11 protein-coding genes are annotated in these 14,353 nt (G+C 57.7%); 4 read left to right on the top strand and 7 right to left on the bottom strand.

The annotated features are described in order from the left end of the window. Positions 1-189: 189 nt before the first annotated feature. Together dcm and AS031_RS12680 are read left to right on the top strand one after the other, a co-directional pair. Positions 190-1,440, top strand: a complete 1,251-nt coding sequence (gene dcm, locus AS031_RS12685) for a DNA (cytosine-5-)-methyltransferase (RefSeq protein WP_218918360.1) — start codon at positions 190-192, stop codon at positions 1,438-1,440. Positions 1,441-1,535: 95 nt separating this feature from the next. Then, positions 1,536-2,786, top strand: coding sequence for a type II restriction endonuclease (locus tag AS031_RS12680; protein ID WP_074446978.1), 1,251 nt, complete (start codon positions 1,536-1,538; stop codon positions 2,784-2,786). Between the two features lie 376 nt (positions 2,787-3,162). Here the strand turns inward: AS031_RS12680 and AS031_RS12675 are convergent, their stop codons facing one another. Further along, positions 3,163-4,122 carry a hypothetical protein gene (locus AS031_RS12675; protein WP_058268532.1) on the bottom strand — a complete coding sequence of 320 codons (960 nt, stop codon included), beginning with the start codon at positions 4,120-4,122 and terminating at the stop codon, positions 3,163-3,165. A gap of 77 nt (positions 4,123-4,199) precedes the next feature. Here AS031_RS12675 and AS031_RS20325 point away from each other — a divergent pair, with 77 nt between their 5' ends. Beyond that, a complete protein-coding gene (locus AS031_RS20325; protein WP_058268531.1) occupies positions 4,200-4,565 on the top strand; it encodes a type II restriction endonuclease in 366 nt (121 codons plus the stop codon). 830 nt (positions 4,566-5,395) lie between these two features. Here the strand turns inward: AS031_RS20325 and AS031_RS12665 are convergent. From AS031_RS12665 to AS031_RS12655, 3 genes are read right to left on the bottom strand one after another with little or no spacing between them, the layout of a single operon-like run. Beyond that, on the bottom strand, positions 5,396-6,154 hold the full coding sequence (locus tag AS031_RS12665; protein WP_141688834.1) for a DUF6339 family protein: 759 nt from the start codon (positions 6,152-6,154) through the stop codon (positions 5,396-5,398). After that, positions 6,147-7,034 carry a hypothetical protein gene (locus AS031_RS12660; protein WP_141688833.1) on the bottom strand — a complete coding sequence of 296 codons (888 nt, stop codon included), beginning with the start codon at positions 7,032-7,034 and terminating at the stop codon, positions 6,147-6,149. The genes AS031_RS12665 and AS031_RS12660 overlap by 8 nt, the downstream gene beginning before the upstream one ends. Next, positions 7,031-8,914 carry a hypothetical protein gene (locus AS031_RS12655; RefSeq protein WP_058268528.1) on the bottom strand — a complete coding sequence of 628 codons (1,884 nt, stop codon included), beginning with the start codon at positions 8,912-8,914 and terminating at the stop codon, positions 7,031-7,033. Before AS031_RS12655 ends, AS031_RS12660 begins: the two co-directional genes overlap by 4 nt. A gap of 988 nt (positions 8,915-9,902) precedes the next feature. Here AS031_RS12655 and AS031_RS19525 point away from each other — a divergent pair. Beyond that, positions 9,903-10,793, top strand: coding sequence for an MvaI/BcnI family restriction endonuclease (locus AS031_RS19525; protein ID WP_158505831.1), 891 nt, complete (start codon positions 9,903-9,905; stop codon positions 10,791-10,793). Positions 10,794-12,163: 1,370 nt separating this feature from the next. On the opposite strand, the gene AS031_RS19830 is transcribed toward AS031_RS19525, so the two are convergent. The 3 genes from AS031_RS19830 to AS031_RS12640 all read right to left on the bottom strand — a co-directional run bounded on the left by AS031_RS19830 (position 12,164) and on the right by AS031_RS12640 (position 14,349). Next, positions 12,164-13,279: a hypothetical protein gene (locus tag AS031_RS19830; RefSeq protein ID WP_141688832.1), complete on the bottom strand. Its 1,116-nt coding sequence runs from the start codon at positions 13,277-13,279 to the stop codon at positions 12,164-12,166. Positions 13,280-13,376: 97 nt separating this feature from the next. Next, positions 13,377-13,514 carry a DUF4913 domain-containing protein gene (locus AS031_RS19515; RefSeq protein ID WP_141688840.1) on the bottom strand — a complete coding sequence of 46 codons (138 nt, stop codon included), beginning with the start codon at positions 13,512-13,514 and terminating at the stop codon, positions 13,377-13,379. Positions 13,515-13,776: 262 nt separating this feature from the next. Further along, the gene (locus AS031_RS12640; protein ID WP_058268525.1) at positions 13,777-14,349 is read right to left on the bottom strand and encodes a hypothetical protein; all 573 of its coding nucleotides are present in this window, start codon (positions 14,347-14,349) and stop codon (positions 13,777-13,779) included. Positions 14,350-14,353 lie beyond the last annotated feature (4 nt).

The following is a 14,353-nucleotide window of genomic DNA, read 5'->3' as shown; positions in this document are numbered from 1 at the left end:
CTGCGTGGCACAGTATGGGGACCCGGAGCTGTAGCCGGATTTTTCGATTTACCCGATCTCGTGGGTCCTTTCGCCGCGACGCAAGACTGCCGACCTGATTGATTGTGAAGTTCGCCTCCAACGCGGCGCGCCTCCCAACCTCTGGGTCAGACATACGACAGAATGTCGGGTGAGTAACCCAGATAGGACATGATGGACAACGCAAACACGCTCCTCGCCCAAGCCCGTGCACGATATACCCAACGACAGCTCGCGGAGCAGCTCAATGTCTCCGATAGGACCGTGGCACGCTGGGAAAGCGGTGAAACGGCCTGCCCTACCATGTTGGCGCCTGCGCTGAAGGAATTGTTGGGCCTTCGCACGAGCGCGGGCGCGGGCGATTTCAAGTTCATTGATCTCTTTGCAGGCATCGGCGGCATCCGCAAGGGCTTCGAAACTCACGGAGGTCGCTGCGTCTTCACCAGTGAGTGGAACAAGTACGCCGAAAAGACGTACCTGACCAACTTCCCCGACGACCAGGAAGACTCCCACACGTTCGTCGGTGACATCCAGCCCTTCCCAGCCGAAGAAGTCCCGGACCACGACATTCTGCTGGGCGGTTTCCCATGCCAGCCGTTTTCCATCGCCGGGGTGAGCAAAAAGAACTCCCTCGGCCGCCTGCACGGATTCGAGGACGCCACCCAAGGCACCCTGTTCTTTGACGTAGCCCGCATCATCAACGAAAAGCGCCCGGCGGCGTTCATGCTCGAAAACGTCAAGAATCTCCGCTCCCATGACAAGGGACGGACTTTTGCCGTGATCATGGAAACCCTTCAGGAGGAACTCGGGTACGAAGTCCACACCAAGGTCATCGACGCGATCAACTTCACCCCGCAGCATCGGGAGCGCATCATCATCGTCGGCTTCCGCGAACCCACCGACTTCAGCTGGGACGATCTTGAAATCCCGCCGGCGGGCCCAAAGCTCCACACGATCCTGCATAAGACCGACGGCACGGAACCATTCCTCGAATGGGACGGTGACCGGTTCTTTGACCACGAGAACGACGAGGTGCAGCCCAAGTTCACCCTGACACCCAAGCTGTGGGCCTACCTGCAGGCGTACGCCGCCAAGCACAAGGCAGCCGGCAATGGCTTTGGCTTCGGGCTGGTCCACCCAATGGGAACCTCCCGCACCCTCTCGGCACGGTACTACAAGGACGGCTCGGAGATTCTCGTGGCCCAGGACGGTCTGAGGCCGCGCCGGCTGACTCCGCGGGAGTGCGCACGATTGATGGGATACGACGACACGTTCAGGATCCCCGTCAGTGACACCCAGGCGTACAAGCAGTTCGGCAATAGTGTGGTCACCCCGGTCATGAGCGAGATTGCGCGGATCATGACCCCGCACGTACTCAAAATCATGAACCAGCCAGCCGCCGTAGAGCCCCTTTCCGCCTGACTTCCTCTACCGTGTCGTGGTGACCGTCTGAGACGGCACCACGATACGGTCAGTTCCGGGCACGCATGCCCGGTCTTTTAGCGTGGGAGAAGTATATGGATTTCGGTGACTTGGCCGATCATTTCGACGGCGTAGCTGCCAAAATCCTCAGTACCGTGGAAACGGTCGGGAGGAGTTCAAACCAGCACGAACTCGACGGCGTTAAAGCCCTCCAAGGCCTATTCGGCCGCCCGGCGGAAAGGCTCAAAATCCCGACCCGCTTCCTGCTGGTATCCGATGACTCTGATGAGCCGGTGGCCGAAGACGGAACCCTGACTTTCTACGATGCCCGCATCAACATCCCAAAGCGCTCCGAATACCGCCTGTACTACCCGGCATCGGTAGAAGCGATGAAAAGGGCAAAGCCCGGGGACGTGGTCTTCATCGCCAAGCAACGGAACGGGGATGCCCTGTTCATCGTGGCCCCGTCCGAATCCAGCATTGCCGCGCAGCTGGACTGGCTGTTCGGCACCGACGTCCTGCAGCACCGCGGCTTCTCCGTCCGCTCCGGGCTGGAAGCCGGACACGACAGTCTCGGCCTCACCGCCATGTACCTCCTTGACATGCTCGGCATTGCCATCGAACCCGCGAATAACGACTGGCTACCTCGGATCTTGGACAAGTTCGGGCCGCGGTTTCCCACTTCGGCGGAATTTGGCGCCTTTGCCCGCTCCACTCTCCCAGACCTCCACCCGGCGGACGATCCTGACAAGGTCCTGATGGCATGGATGGAGCAGGAGGAAATACTCTTCAGGACTTTGGAACGTCACCTCGCCACCGACACACTGGATGCCCTCTACAGTGACGGGCACGTGGACGTAGACAGGTTCATCGAAGTTTCTCTCTCCTTGCATAATCGGCGCAAAAGCCGTGCAGGGAAGGGTCTGGAAAACCAACTCATCGCACTCTTCGACGCTCTGGATGTCCGCCACACGTTCAACCCGGTCACTGAGAACAGAGCACGCCCAGACTTTATCTTCCCCGGCATTGATGAATACCGGGACCCGGGCTTTCCGGCCCTCGATCTGACCATGCTCGGAGTCAAAACGACATGCAAAGACCGATGGCGCCAAGTCCTCAGCGAGGCAAAACGCATCGAGTACAAGCATCTCCTCACCTTGGAGAGCCCCATCAGCCCAGCCCAGACCGAAGAGATGCAAGTTCACAGAGTCCAACTTGTCATCCCTCGGTCTCTGCATGAGCCGTACAAGCCGGGTCAGCGAGAGTGGCTGATGAGCGTAGATGAGTTCGTTGCCATGGCCAAGGAACGCGACCGAGGGGGTCGGTTACAGGGATCCCTCATCTGATATTCCGCCGATCCATCGATATTGCCGTCTGCTTGCTAATCGGGCACGTCGTTAAGTATTGGGGCAGACAGCAAGTCTCCAACGAAGACCTCAAGGTGCGCCGCGACAAGATTTATTTCGGTCAGCTCCACCCCGCCCGAATCACCATGTACGAGCTGGCTCCTCAAGTTGTAGCACTTGGATTCAAGCGGCCGATTTACCCAGCACGGATGACGGCGACGACATCTGAAGGTCTTAGCAGAGCCACCGCAACTTGTTTGCCGATGGCCGCGACCCTCCCCAGCGCCCGCGTGACCTCCGCCTGGCGGGTGCTCTCCAGCCCGGAATGCCTCGACCGCGACTTCGACCTCAACAACTGATCACGACGCCCCGGTTGTTACTCGACTTCGAGGGCGGCATTGAAGAAGTCTGGGATCACCGCTTCGATCTTGCTCTCAAGAGTCCTCAGTGCCGTCTCTGGCCAACCGTAGTAAGCGGTCACGTAGGTCATAGCGTTGTAGAAGGCCGCTAGCGCTGTACGAACGTCCTTCTCAACCGACTCGATAGTGACGCGAACGTTCGCGACGTCGTCGCCTGTCTTTTCGTCCTTAGTCCAGACGCGCATATCTCTCACCGTGTAGAGAGTCGGGTGGGTGAGGTTCGACAGCAGCCCATATAGGCCCGAGGCCATAGTCGCATCGATAGTGCCACCGAAGCGGGCGGTGAGGTCGTACATCCACTGGACGGAATCTTCAAGGCTTGGCAGCTTTTGACCGTGAAGCCTCCAGTTGCCCAGCTCCTCGGGAGTCGAGTCAGGGAAGCGGGCGGCAATCTCCGCCTTGACCTTTTTGTAGGCGTTCGCGGTGCGCGTGTAAGTGGGGCCGCTCTTGCCACGAAGACGGCCTGCGTTCATCTTGGCTTGCTCGGCGCTCTTCAACTCCTCGAGGTAGGCACGAGCAAGACGGTCTTCCGGAGCCTCCGTGTCGTCGTCGCCCGTAACCCACACGGCGTGTGCGCAATTCTCGATTACTGCGCGCAGAAGCAATGGCGGAGTCGCAACCACCTCGGCAGCCCTCAGAAGAGCAGCCCAACTACCCAAATGCGCCGCGCTGTTGAAGAAAAAAATCTGGATAGCCTCTGTGATGAGGCAGTGGCCAGTTTCGCCAGCCGGCTTGTCGATTGCCGGATCAGGCGATGAGAGGGACGTCGCCGCTTGAGCAGCCCCCGATCCTGCTGCCGGTTCCCACCTAAACTCGTTGGCCGTCTCGTGGAAGGCATCGCGGCACGCCGATAGCGTCTGGGCCAACTCCTCAAGGCGGTCGCTGTACGTGGACGGAGTGGTCTTCCAGTCAGTCATCGTTAAGCCTTTCGGGCGAATCGGCGGAGGTTCAAAGATAGCGGCCTCGTTCGTGCCGCGCTGTCAATCATGACGCGGTGGTTGTTCGGTGCTGCGATGCTAAACCCGTTTTCCCAGGCATCAACGAATACCAAGACCCCAGTTTCCCGCCGCTAGACCTCCTGACCATGCTTGGAGTCAAGACGACATGTAAGGACCGGTGGCGGCAAGTACTCAGCGAAGCAAAACGCATCGAGGAGAAGCATCTGCTAACGCTGGAGAGCCCTATCAGTCCCGCCCAGACCGATGAGATGAAGGACCACAAGATTCAGCTCGTAATTCCGCGATCCCTGCACGCCCCTTGCAAACCCGAGCAACAGGGGTGGCTGATGCGTGTTGACGAGCTTGTTGCCATTGCTAAAGAACGTGACGGGCAGGGGACTTGGCAGTCGGCTCTACTCTAGGGACCGACCGGCCAGCGTTCGGTTCGAAGGTTCAGTCGCATCCGCTGATGCCCGGGCAAACCCCTCGATTCCGCCCCGTTACAGAGTGGCCTAGGCAGTTAGCGACTGCGAACTCAATGAGTAATTGATGTATTACTCATTGAGTTCGCAGTCGTCGCCTTCCCACTCGTGGAGATGTTTCACCATCTGGTCCGTGATTTCTAGGCCGCTGCCCACATCTGCCGCAAACAAGGGGAGCCGGCCCAACGGGGTAGCTTCACTCTGACTAAGCTGACTGGCAAATCCTCATCCGCCATTCCAATCGCACCTTGGCTGGTGTTTGCATTTCGTTCCACGTCTTTGATTGGCCATGGGGAGCATGTCGAACGTAACGTCGAACAGCTCTAACAATCGCTCCTCAACGCATTCAGGATTGAGCCCTGGTGTCTTGGACCATCCGACTAGGAGCTGATTAGCAGCGTCTTCGATTTGCCAAATTGCCCGCCCTCCGCGGTGAGTGGTGTTCTCGCCTGCTCCGTAGCGACGATACAAATCCAACCTCTCCCAAAGGGTCGTTCCTCCGTTGATGGCGCCAGCCTTACCGATGTAGAGCATAGGAGTTGGCAGCTCCCACTTATGTCTGAGCTTGGTAAGCGGATAGGCAGGGTTCTTCCCTCGATACCAGAAGCCGGTACTGCTGTCTCTGAGTACGAGCGCGGAAGGCTCAGGACGGATCACAACGTAAACGCCCGGCGACGACAACTCTGACCTATGTCGCTCTAGAGCCGAGAACGGGACGAAGCCCCTGAAGCCGGCGGCGCGCAACTCTGCCAGTGTGAATTCCATCCGAATTATGCGGGAACGCTGAGTGGTACGGCCTGCGTGACGAGTTCCTGAAATTCCTCAGCAGCAAGTGCGCTAAGGTCCCTGTATCCATACACCAGCCTTGCCTCCATCATGATTGCCCCAAGGTACTTGTCCTTGCTGTAGGCGTCTCCCTGCGCCGCGTGCTCGAGTACGGCCCGAACCAGACCCGGGATCGTCCCAGCTTCCCTGTCGAATAGGGCATTCAGGCGGTCCTCGTTGCGGAAGACCTCTTTCGTATAGGCGAAAGGGTCGCCTGATGTCTTCGAGAGGCTGTATTCGCACTGAGGATCGTAGGTCAGCGAACTTACCCACCACAGCCGGGCTATCCCGTGACGGATGAGTGTCCCTCGGCTGACGTTGAGTAGCAGCCAGCGGTCCCGAACTCGTCCCTTCCAGTTTTTGGCCTCTGCAAGAGGCCACCTCTTCTCCATGTAATCCCGGTAGGTCACGAAGGCAAGATAGGTCCATAGCCTGCGGTCAGACGCGTTGGATCGGTCAAGGGAACCCAAGAACTCGTACACCAGGGGCGCATTGCCACTGTCGCGGCTCATCTGACGCTTGGCGCCGGGGGCGAGCGTCTCGGGTTCGCCTGTTTCGAAAGGCAGAGGCAAGATGTTTTCAGTCTGCCCGGTGATGTTGTCCGCTGCGGCTAGAAAATCCGCCGGGGAGTTTGCAGTTTCAAGGGCACGTGTGAGTGATACCAGTGCTTCAAATGTCAGTGCATTCGCCGTATTACTAGGCATCGAAGTCCTCCGCTTCTGTTTCGGTCAGGTTGGTCGTTAGCGCCAGATCCAGTGGCTGGCCAAGGATTTTCTGCGCTGATTCAAAGGCGGACGCGTCAAACGACGACGTTTCCTCCACGAGTCGGGTAATTGCGTCGTACCACTGCTTGCCGGACAACTCTTCGTTCTGCCCTGTCGGGTCAGCTTCCCTATTCCTCTTGATGAAGCTGATGGTCTCCATGAGAGCGGGCAGGACCACCAATCCGATCTGCAGTTCGGGGCGTTCCTTCAGCAAGCCGAATGCTGCAAGCACACGTTCAGGAAAGATCACGAGCACCTGGTCGTCATAGTCGAATCGAAGTTGCAGGCCCTTCTTCATCGTGTTGTCTGAGATGAATCTGAAGCAGGATCCGACAGGAGGTCGAAGGGGGTCGTAAAGCTTGCCGGGCTCAATCTCAAAGTCACCTCCGTCGGCGAGGAGATCCCCGGGAAGGAGATTGAAACTGGAACCACCGTAATCCGGGTGTTGCCGCTCCAGACGGTAACCATTGATGGCTCGGGCGGCGACGATTTTCACCTCGATCTTCACCTTGTTGCGTATATCAAGTTGGTCGATCCACCCGACGTACCCGGTGCTGTCGGCGTAGATTCCTGCAACTTGTGGGTCGAGATCTCCGCTTGCGATGGTGGCGCTGCAGCTCCATTTGACGCTGTATCGGGCGCTGCCTTCCTCCAGCAGTTGCAGTATCTGGGGGTCGGTCATCCTCACCTGAAATCGGATCTCAACGTCATCCACGGTGGAACTGTAGGTTGGATGCAAGATTTCGATCGTCGATGCCACATCGTCCGATGAATCCAGAACGGGATGCGGGTAGGAACCCCGGATAGTTGCGTTGCTCATTTGATCCCCAGTCGGTAGCGGTGGCCTGATGTGAGAGTGATGCGCACCTGTGATGTCACATTTGCGGTGAGATTTAGACCGGAAAGAACGTTGCCTTCATGAGTAAGAGGCGTTGTCTCTCCGTTCGTCGTGATCGCACTTTCTGCGATAGGCAATTTGTAGTCGTCCTCGGCCCGGCCCCCGGCACCGAGGGCAACTAGTTGAAGATCGCCAGTGATGTCTTCTGACGCGGTTAGCGCTAGGTAGAGATCCCCCGCGGAGGCATCTGACCAGCTACGGAAGCGGACATCTCCTGAACTGATACGGCTGGTTCCTTCACCCGGCTGACCTTCTCCGGCCATGTTTCCGCCCTTGCCCTTCCTACTTCCCGGCCCGCCGCTGTCCTTGCCCTTGTCTGTGGACTGTTCCCCGGTGTTCGTTGCGGGCGTCCTGACGGATACCCGCACGGTCTTTCGGGTAGCAGGAGGTGCTGGTACTGGTGCTTCTTCAGCGCCTTGGACTGTAGAGGCTTCTGTTGATGTTCCTGGTCCTGCAAATGGCTTCCCTGCGCCCGTCTGGCCAGCCGGACTATCTGGGAGTTCGACGGGAAGGTACTTCGCCAAGCCCTTGATCTCGACCTGATCACCGATCTGTTGTTTCACGCGGCTCTTGAGCCCTTCCAGAACAAATCTCTTCAGTTCAGCTACGACGGCCTTGCCGTTATCCGCCCTGCCGGAATCCCAGGTATTGTGCTGCGGCGGTTCGAGCGCCCGCAGCACCTGATTGCCCATTTCGTCGGAACACTCGAGCACAGCCGCATACTTCATCGGAATAGATGTATGCCGGAAGGTGTCGATCTTCATCAAGGGAGCGCGCATTGTGATCGTGTGAAGCGTCTTTTGGAGACTGTCATCGACGTCGATGTAAAGGCTGAGCTTCCCGAGTCTCGCGCTGGTCTTGGTGATCGGATTCGGGTCATTGATTGCCCGGTAGAACGCTGTGGCCTCGGCGTCTTCCTTCACATGGTCGGCGAGAGTTGCCGAGTCCAGTCGCCACGAACTGCTATTCGTGACGCCTTCGACGACCAGAGTGCCGCGGTGTATTGCGAGCAGGAAGTTCCTGAGGAAGGCAGTCTTGATGTGTCCCAGGCTGGGGTCCAACGTCGCCTTCCTGTAACCGAGGATGTAGGTGTCAGTACCGGGTTCAGTGCGCTGGGCGAAGGGACCGAGAGGTGCAGGGTCACGGGGATAACGGAAGTCGTCCGTGAGGTCAAGGTCTGTAAGAAATCCATCACCGACCCGCCAGGTGCCATTGGAGTCGCGATGTGTAGCGAGAGAGCTATACCCAGCAAGGACAACCTCCGAACGGGTCAAGGGCATCGAGGTGTAGAGCACCGTACTCATGTCAGAGGCCATAGGACCTACTGCTGATCCGATACCGAAAGAACCGCCACGAGTTCCATCGTCGGCAGAGATACCGGCCCCTCGGGTCAACGCGCTGAGGGGTGAGTTCAGTTCGTTCCTCGATTCAGAGCCCGTCAACCCCTTCGTGCCATAGTCGCTTATGCGCAGTACGGGAATCGAGTCCATGCCAGCCGTTGCGCGTGCCTTCGACATTGCTGCATGGCCCTGTGATCCCCTTGTCTGAAGCTCGACCTGATCAATGTGGGCGCGGAGGCCCGCCATGCCTGGGACGTCAGCGGTGGCCATCTCGGCCAGCTCGAAAACCATAGTCACCGGTGCCTCACCGGCGCGGGCGTCGATAGAGTTCTGAGCTGTTTCCCGCACCAGAGAGACCTCCGCAAGGGAACCCTCAAAGAATTGTTCTGCTGGTGATATGGCGCCTTGAGCGGCACCAAGACCAGCGCTTTCAAAGTAGAACCCAAAGTTCGATGTCGTCATTCGAATGTTACCTTTCGTGTGGAGGGGGCCGCGGGATCGAAAAGTGCACGCACTTCCCTCAGCTCCGCTTCGATCGGCCGAAAAAGCGCATCCACTTCTTCGGGTGTGTAGTCGTAGTTCTTCCGGTTGGCCAAGTTCCCGAGAAGGCTTATCTCACGAATCAGGCGCCCACCCCGCGTTTCCGCGAGGCGTCGAAACCGCTCATTCCTAGACTCAATGGGCATCATATTCCCTCTTTATGCCGGACATACAGTAACTATATATCTGAAATATAGGGAGGTCAAGCGATCTGGACAACCATCCCAACCCGCCAGAACCGCATCATGAGTGCGACAGTCTGGATGCAAGCGGGCGCCCCGCGGCGGCCGGCACAATGGGTCATCGGAGCTGGGCTGACAGTCCACGGTGCATGACGAAGGGTCCCAAGAGGGGCTATCAAAAAGCGGCGAAAGAGATAGGCGAGATGCCCGGGCCTGCGCGGGCCCTTCAACTCACAACTTCACAGTCGATTGAAGGTTTAATGAGTGGATGGTGAATCTTTGGAACGACCGGGTTACTTGGGAAGGTCTCGAACAAAGATTTCGGAATCAAGGAGTCAACCTGATCCAGGTGAAGTTTCTGACTCCTAATCACAACAGCAAGAACCAGATTGCGGGTCTGGGAAGCGACATGACCACGCTGAGTCATCTTTTCCCCGGCCCGGTTTCCAGCCATAGGCCCTCTTCCGGGAAGCCGAAGGCGGGAGCGCCTATCTGACGGTCCTCGCTACCTTGGGTCTGCTAACGGAGGATGGCCTTTCGCCGGCGCCTGAAACGAAGCTGATCTACTATCGCAGTACCCCGAGATCCGATTGTCGGGGTTTTTGGACAGCTCCCCCGGCGGTCCATCCGAGTTGCTCGCTTACAGTGAGGCACCAGAGTCGAGGGGACAAGAAAAGGGTCGCTGTCTGGTTTTAGGGCCGGGGCGGGACCGGCGAGTTCTCGCGGCGGTGGTTTCCCGGCACGCTCCAGCCGCTTCATATCTCCAGCAGTTCAATCAACGTCGAGGGAAACTGGCGGAGATTAGCCTGCGTGCTGATGATGCAACTTCCAGGGACGTCCTCTTTGATCAGTTGCGACTGATTCATGCCAAGAACTGGATCGAGTCGTACCGGTTGAGACCAGATGGATCCCGGGATGTGTGCAAGGGCCCCAATTGTCACGGCGTGACTCTGGAGAGCGAACTTGGTATCACCGCTAATGGTCGAGCTGCACCTGATTATCTTGACTGGGAGGTCAAAGCACATCGGGTGAACCACCTCAACGCTCATTTCAGTTCCCGGATCACTCTTCTGACACCGAATCCCGATAGCGGCGAGGCAAGGACCGCCGACACAACCTGGCTCGCCCAGACATACGGAAAGCTCAGTCCGTCCGGGAGCCGATATGACCTCTCGGGTATCCATAGGGCCGGAGTTCTCCATGAAGGAACAGGCTTGGAATTCGGGCTCTTCGGCTTTGATCCGGTCCAGCAGAAAATCATTGACGACGGATATCTCTACCTTCGCGATCCCGGAAGAGAGAATAATCTGGGGCGCTGGTCATTCTCCAAGCTGCTGACCCACTGGCAGACAAAACATGCCAAGGCTGTGTTCGTACCTTGTGTCGCCCAAGGAACCGATCCGGATCAATTCGCATTCGGAACCAGGATCTACGTGGGTGAGGGAACTTCGTTCCTGCGTTTCCTGGCAGGTGTCTCAAGCGGTGCGGTTGTCCTCGACCCGGGTCTGAATACCAAGCTGGCGAACAACGTCTGGAAGGCTCACACCCGGTATCAGTTCCGGTCTTCCCTGACGAACGCTCCGAGTCTGTACCGGTCCTTCGAAAAGATTATTCTATAGAAACGGCAGGCGCCCTCTCGATCTGATCCAAGGCGCGCACTCAAGCGACAATTTCGACTGTCGCAGCCCTTGAGGTGTCTTGGCCACTCAAGGTCAAGACACCCGAAGGGTTGCTGGCTGCTCCAGGCGGCGTGCGGTTTATGATCCTGTTCCGGCACCAGAAGTGAAACCAGCGGATGCCTAACGGCCGACGTGCCCGAAGCAACCGCACTTCGTGACATTAGATTCTATAAGCGCACGTCTCAGACCCGTATGCCTAATTATCGTATTGTGGCGCTTGGGGCCAGTTATTGAGCTGGACCAGAAAGATCGACCTGTGGCAAACACGAGTTCATCTGATCCCCTCACGGACGCTGCACGAAGTGCAAGAATAACTGCGATGGCAGCCATAGCAGTGGCTGTATTCTCTTTGATTGGTGTCGTGGCTGCGGTTTGGATCGGAATTTCCGCAACCAGACTGGCAGAGATGACGAGATACGCGATACGCGCATGGCGGCGTACAGCGAGTTTGTGGAAAGCCTCACAGAGTTTCATGAGTTCGTCTGTGACAATCTTCGCTGGGTCGGAACAGATGATGACAGACAGCCTCCGCCTTCAGACGAAGCCGCGTTTTTCAACAGGCAAGGGAGCTGCAAGCCAAGATCGAGTCCGCATACTGGATGGCAAAGGTTGTGGCCGAGGAAGATCAGGTCAAGGGCGCTCTGAACTTCGCAGCTCCCAGGACGATGTGCTCCTACAGTTCAAGTGCATGGGTAACATTCAAAATCGAATTGCCTGGACATCAAACCAGCATCCCAAGACGAAATAGCGGCAATGCTGGAGAGCACAAGGGAATCGACGAAAACGGCTAGAGAAGTTCTGGCGACCGAGGCCGAAACCCAGCTTCTGCGGTGAACTGACGCCCTGTGATCTTTACCCAAGTTTCAACGCGGGATTGTCCGCCGTGGACACGGCTATCCCGGCAGCGGCGCCCGGCCAAGCCATGGCGTGGCGTGTAACAGGGAATACCTGGATGCCGGCCGTTTTTGCCGGCATCCCGGCATTCGCATGGTTGCTCACTGCGCTTCTGTTGGCCGGGGTCACCGGACTGCTGCGCAAAGACTAGAACCTCGAGTTCCTAGGCCTGCGCGTCGCGGAACCAGCCGTCAGGTGGTTTCTTGGTTCGGACATACGTGGGCAGCAACTGCTCATGCAGGAATTCCTCGGGCGAACCGTAGACAGGCTCGGGCTTCTTCGCGGTCCTCTCGTCTTCACTTCCGTTGGCATTGTCGGGCGGTCCAAATGGGTAAAGGCGCTGCAAAAGCAGAAAGACCCGATGAGGAGCAGCCGTGGGCGCTGAACAAGCCAAGGCGGGCCCAGCCAGGTAGCGTCTACTTTGCGTCGCTTTCTGCGCGTCCATCGTCCTTGAGCCGCCCAATTAACTCTGCGAGCCCGTCCTCGAGTAGCTGATTTCTCTGCTCCATAAACCCTGGCCAGCCGCCATTAGCTTGTTGTTCGCGCTCTCGCGCCATCCTCGCATGGTTTTCCTCGGCGTTGGTTTCGGGAGGTTCTGGGAAGTAGATATACGGCGCATCTACTCCCGTTTTGTCGAGCCACGGCCAGTGCCTTTGAACGTTTGTAACTACGGCAAAGGCGTCTAGTTTCCGTCCTGGAACCTCCTGCACACCGCCTGACCGTTCAGTCTTGACAGTGAACTCTCTACTCATCGCTTGGCTGCACATCTCTTTTACGATAAGTCTCGGGTTGTTCTCTTGGACTTCATCGTTGGTCATGAATAGAGGCTGCAGACCAATGAGTTTTCCGGCGGCCGTCTCAAACAAAAGTGGGGCGCCCTGCCGGTGAGCGAATACTTGGGTGAGGCCCAGCCGCCGGCTCACGATCCCAGCTGATCGCATCACGTGCCTGCGGTACGTAGAACCTGTTTGTGTCAGTCGTGGCCCTATCGGTGATGTGCCGGATTTGCTCGCATCAATGGCGCGTTCTAGGTTCTCGACGCTAGCTTCGGTAGATGGATCGGCTCTCTCTTTGAACACACTCTTGATGTTTTCGAGCGCTGCCACTTGTTCGTTAGAGATGCCAGGGGTAGCAAGAGATTCAAAGATTCCAAGGACAGCCCTCTCCTTGAAGACGTCCGAAGTTTTATTGGAATCTGAGCTGGCCTGCTCATAGGCCCACTTGAGAGTCGACCACCACTGGTCTTCCTTGTTTTTGCGTGCCGTTTCTGTATTTCCGTCGTGGAGCTTTTCAACTTGTTTGCTTGTCCCCCGGAATACCAACCAAGCCGCGCCGATGGCGCCACACGCGGCAAGTAGAGGTGAGGCGAGTATTGGTTCAATCCACGATTTTTCGCCTGTTTTTATCTCTACCAAAACACTCGTGGGGGACGGAGCTGGACTTACCGCCGGATCGGGCGGCGGTACGGTGTTAGCGAGCGTATCAACGAGGGGCTGCAACGCTGAGAGTACGTCGACGGCTAGTAAATTCACATGTGCAACCTTATTAGAGTCATATCCGCGGATGTTAGCCAGCTGTTTTGAACAGACTTCCCGCTAATGCTGGCCCTTACCGCCGCGGGGCTTGAAATCAGCCGGCGGGAGCCATCCTTCGTTCCAGATGGTCCGGGTCGCGGTGTTCTTTCCTATCGCAGGTGTAGAACGGCCCCTTGCGGGTCGAGAAGGACGCGCATGTGGTGGTCCGATAATCCCTCCACCAGGCGCTCATCCCCAGTAGCCGTGCGAGGTGGGTTTCGCCCAAGTCTCTGAGTTCAGAGTTCAAAGGTCAGGAAGCAGCCCCACCGGCACCTTCGTCGGATTCTTCAGAATTATCCGACACGGCACTATCCGTCGATGCACCCGCACCCTCTGCTTGTTCCCCATTCTGCTTGGCACCTGGCTTGTGTCCTGGGCGGCTTTGGCGGCTTGGGCTAGGGTCGTGAAGGCTTCTGGTGGAACGGGGAAGTCCTTGGCGGCTTTGGCGGCTTGGGCTAGGGTCGTGAAGGCTTCCGGGGAACGGTGAAGCTGAATCCGGAAGTTGCGCTTCCCACCAGGTCGAGCTGCCCGAAACCGGTTGCGCTGAGCACCGCGCACAGTCCGCGGTTTGGATCATCGGGCAGGGCTTCAGTTCTGGAGATCTGGACTTCCTCGGGCTGCCCTTGCTTATTGAAAGCCGCTGTGCCCGAAACACGGAGGTTTCGTCTCCACAGATGACGCGGCTGGGGATAATGGGCTTCTGGGAAGGTGAATATCTCTGCTTCCGCATCCACGACATAGTTGGCTGTCCAGCGGTCTTCGCCCCGGCCAGCGGCATCTGAAAACGTCCACTTGCTACCACTAGTGATGAAGTTGTTGATGACGGCCCTTGCCGTCCCCGGAGCCAGAGCGGCGTCCTTCGGAGCGACTACGATACTTGTCTGATCGTTCAGCAGTTCTTGCAGGGCATCGAAGTCCAGCAGGAAAGTCAGCTCCGTAAGGTAATCGGGAGCAATGGGGCCGGGCAATGCAGCGATGTGTTGTTCCAGGGACCGCAGGCTTGTTGCGTACTTGACCCTGCCCTGCAAGCCT

Source organism: Pseudarthrobacter enclensis, assembly GCF_001457025.1.
GTDB lineage: Bacteria > Actinomycetota > Actinomycetes > Actinomycetales > Micrococcaceae > Arthrobacter > Arthrobacter enclensis.
The sequence above is the reverse complement of the archived record's forward strand: the minus strand, read 5'-3'. Positions and strand labels throughout refer to the sequence as shown.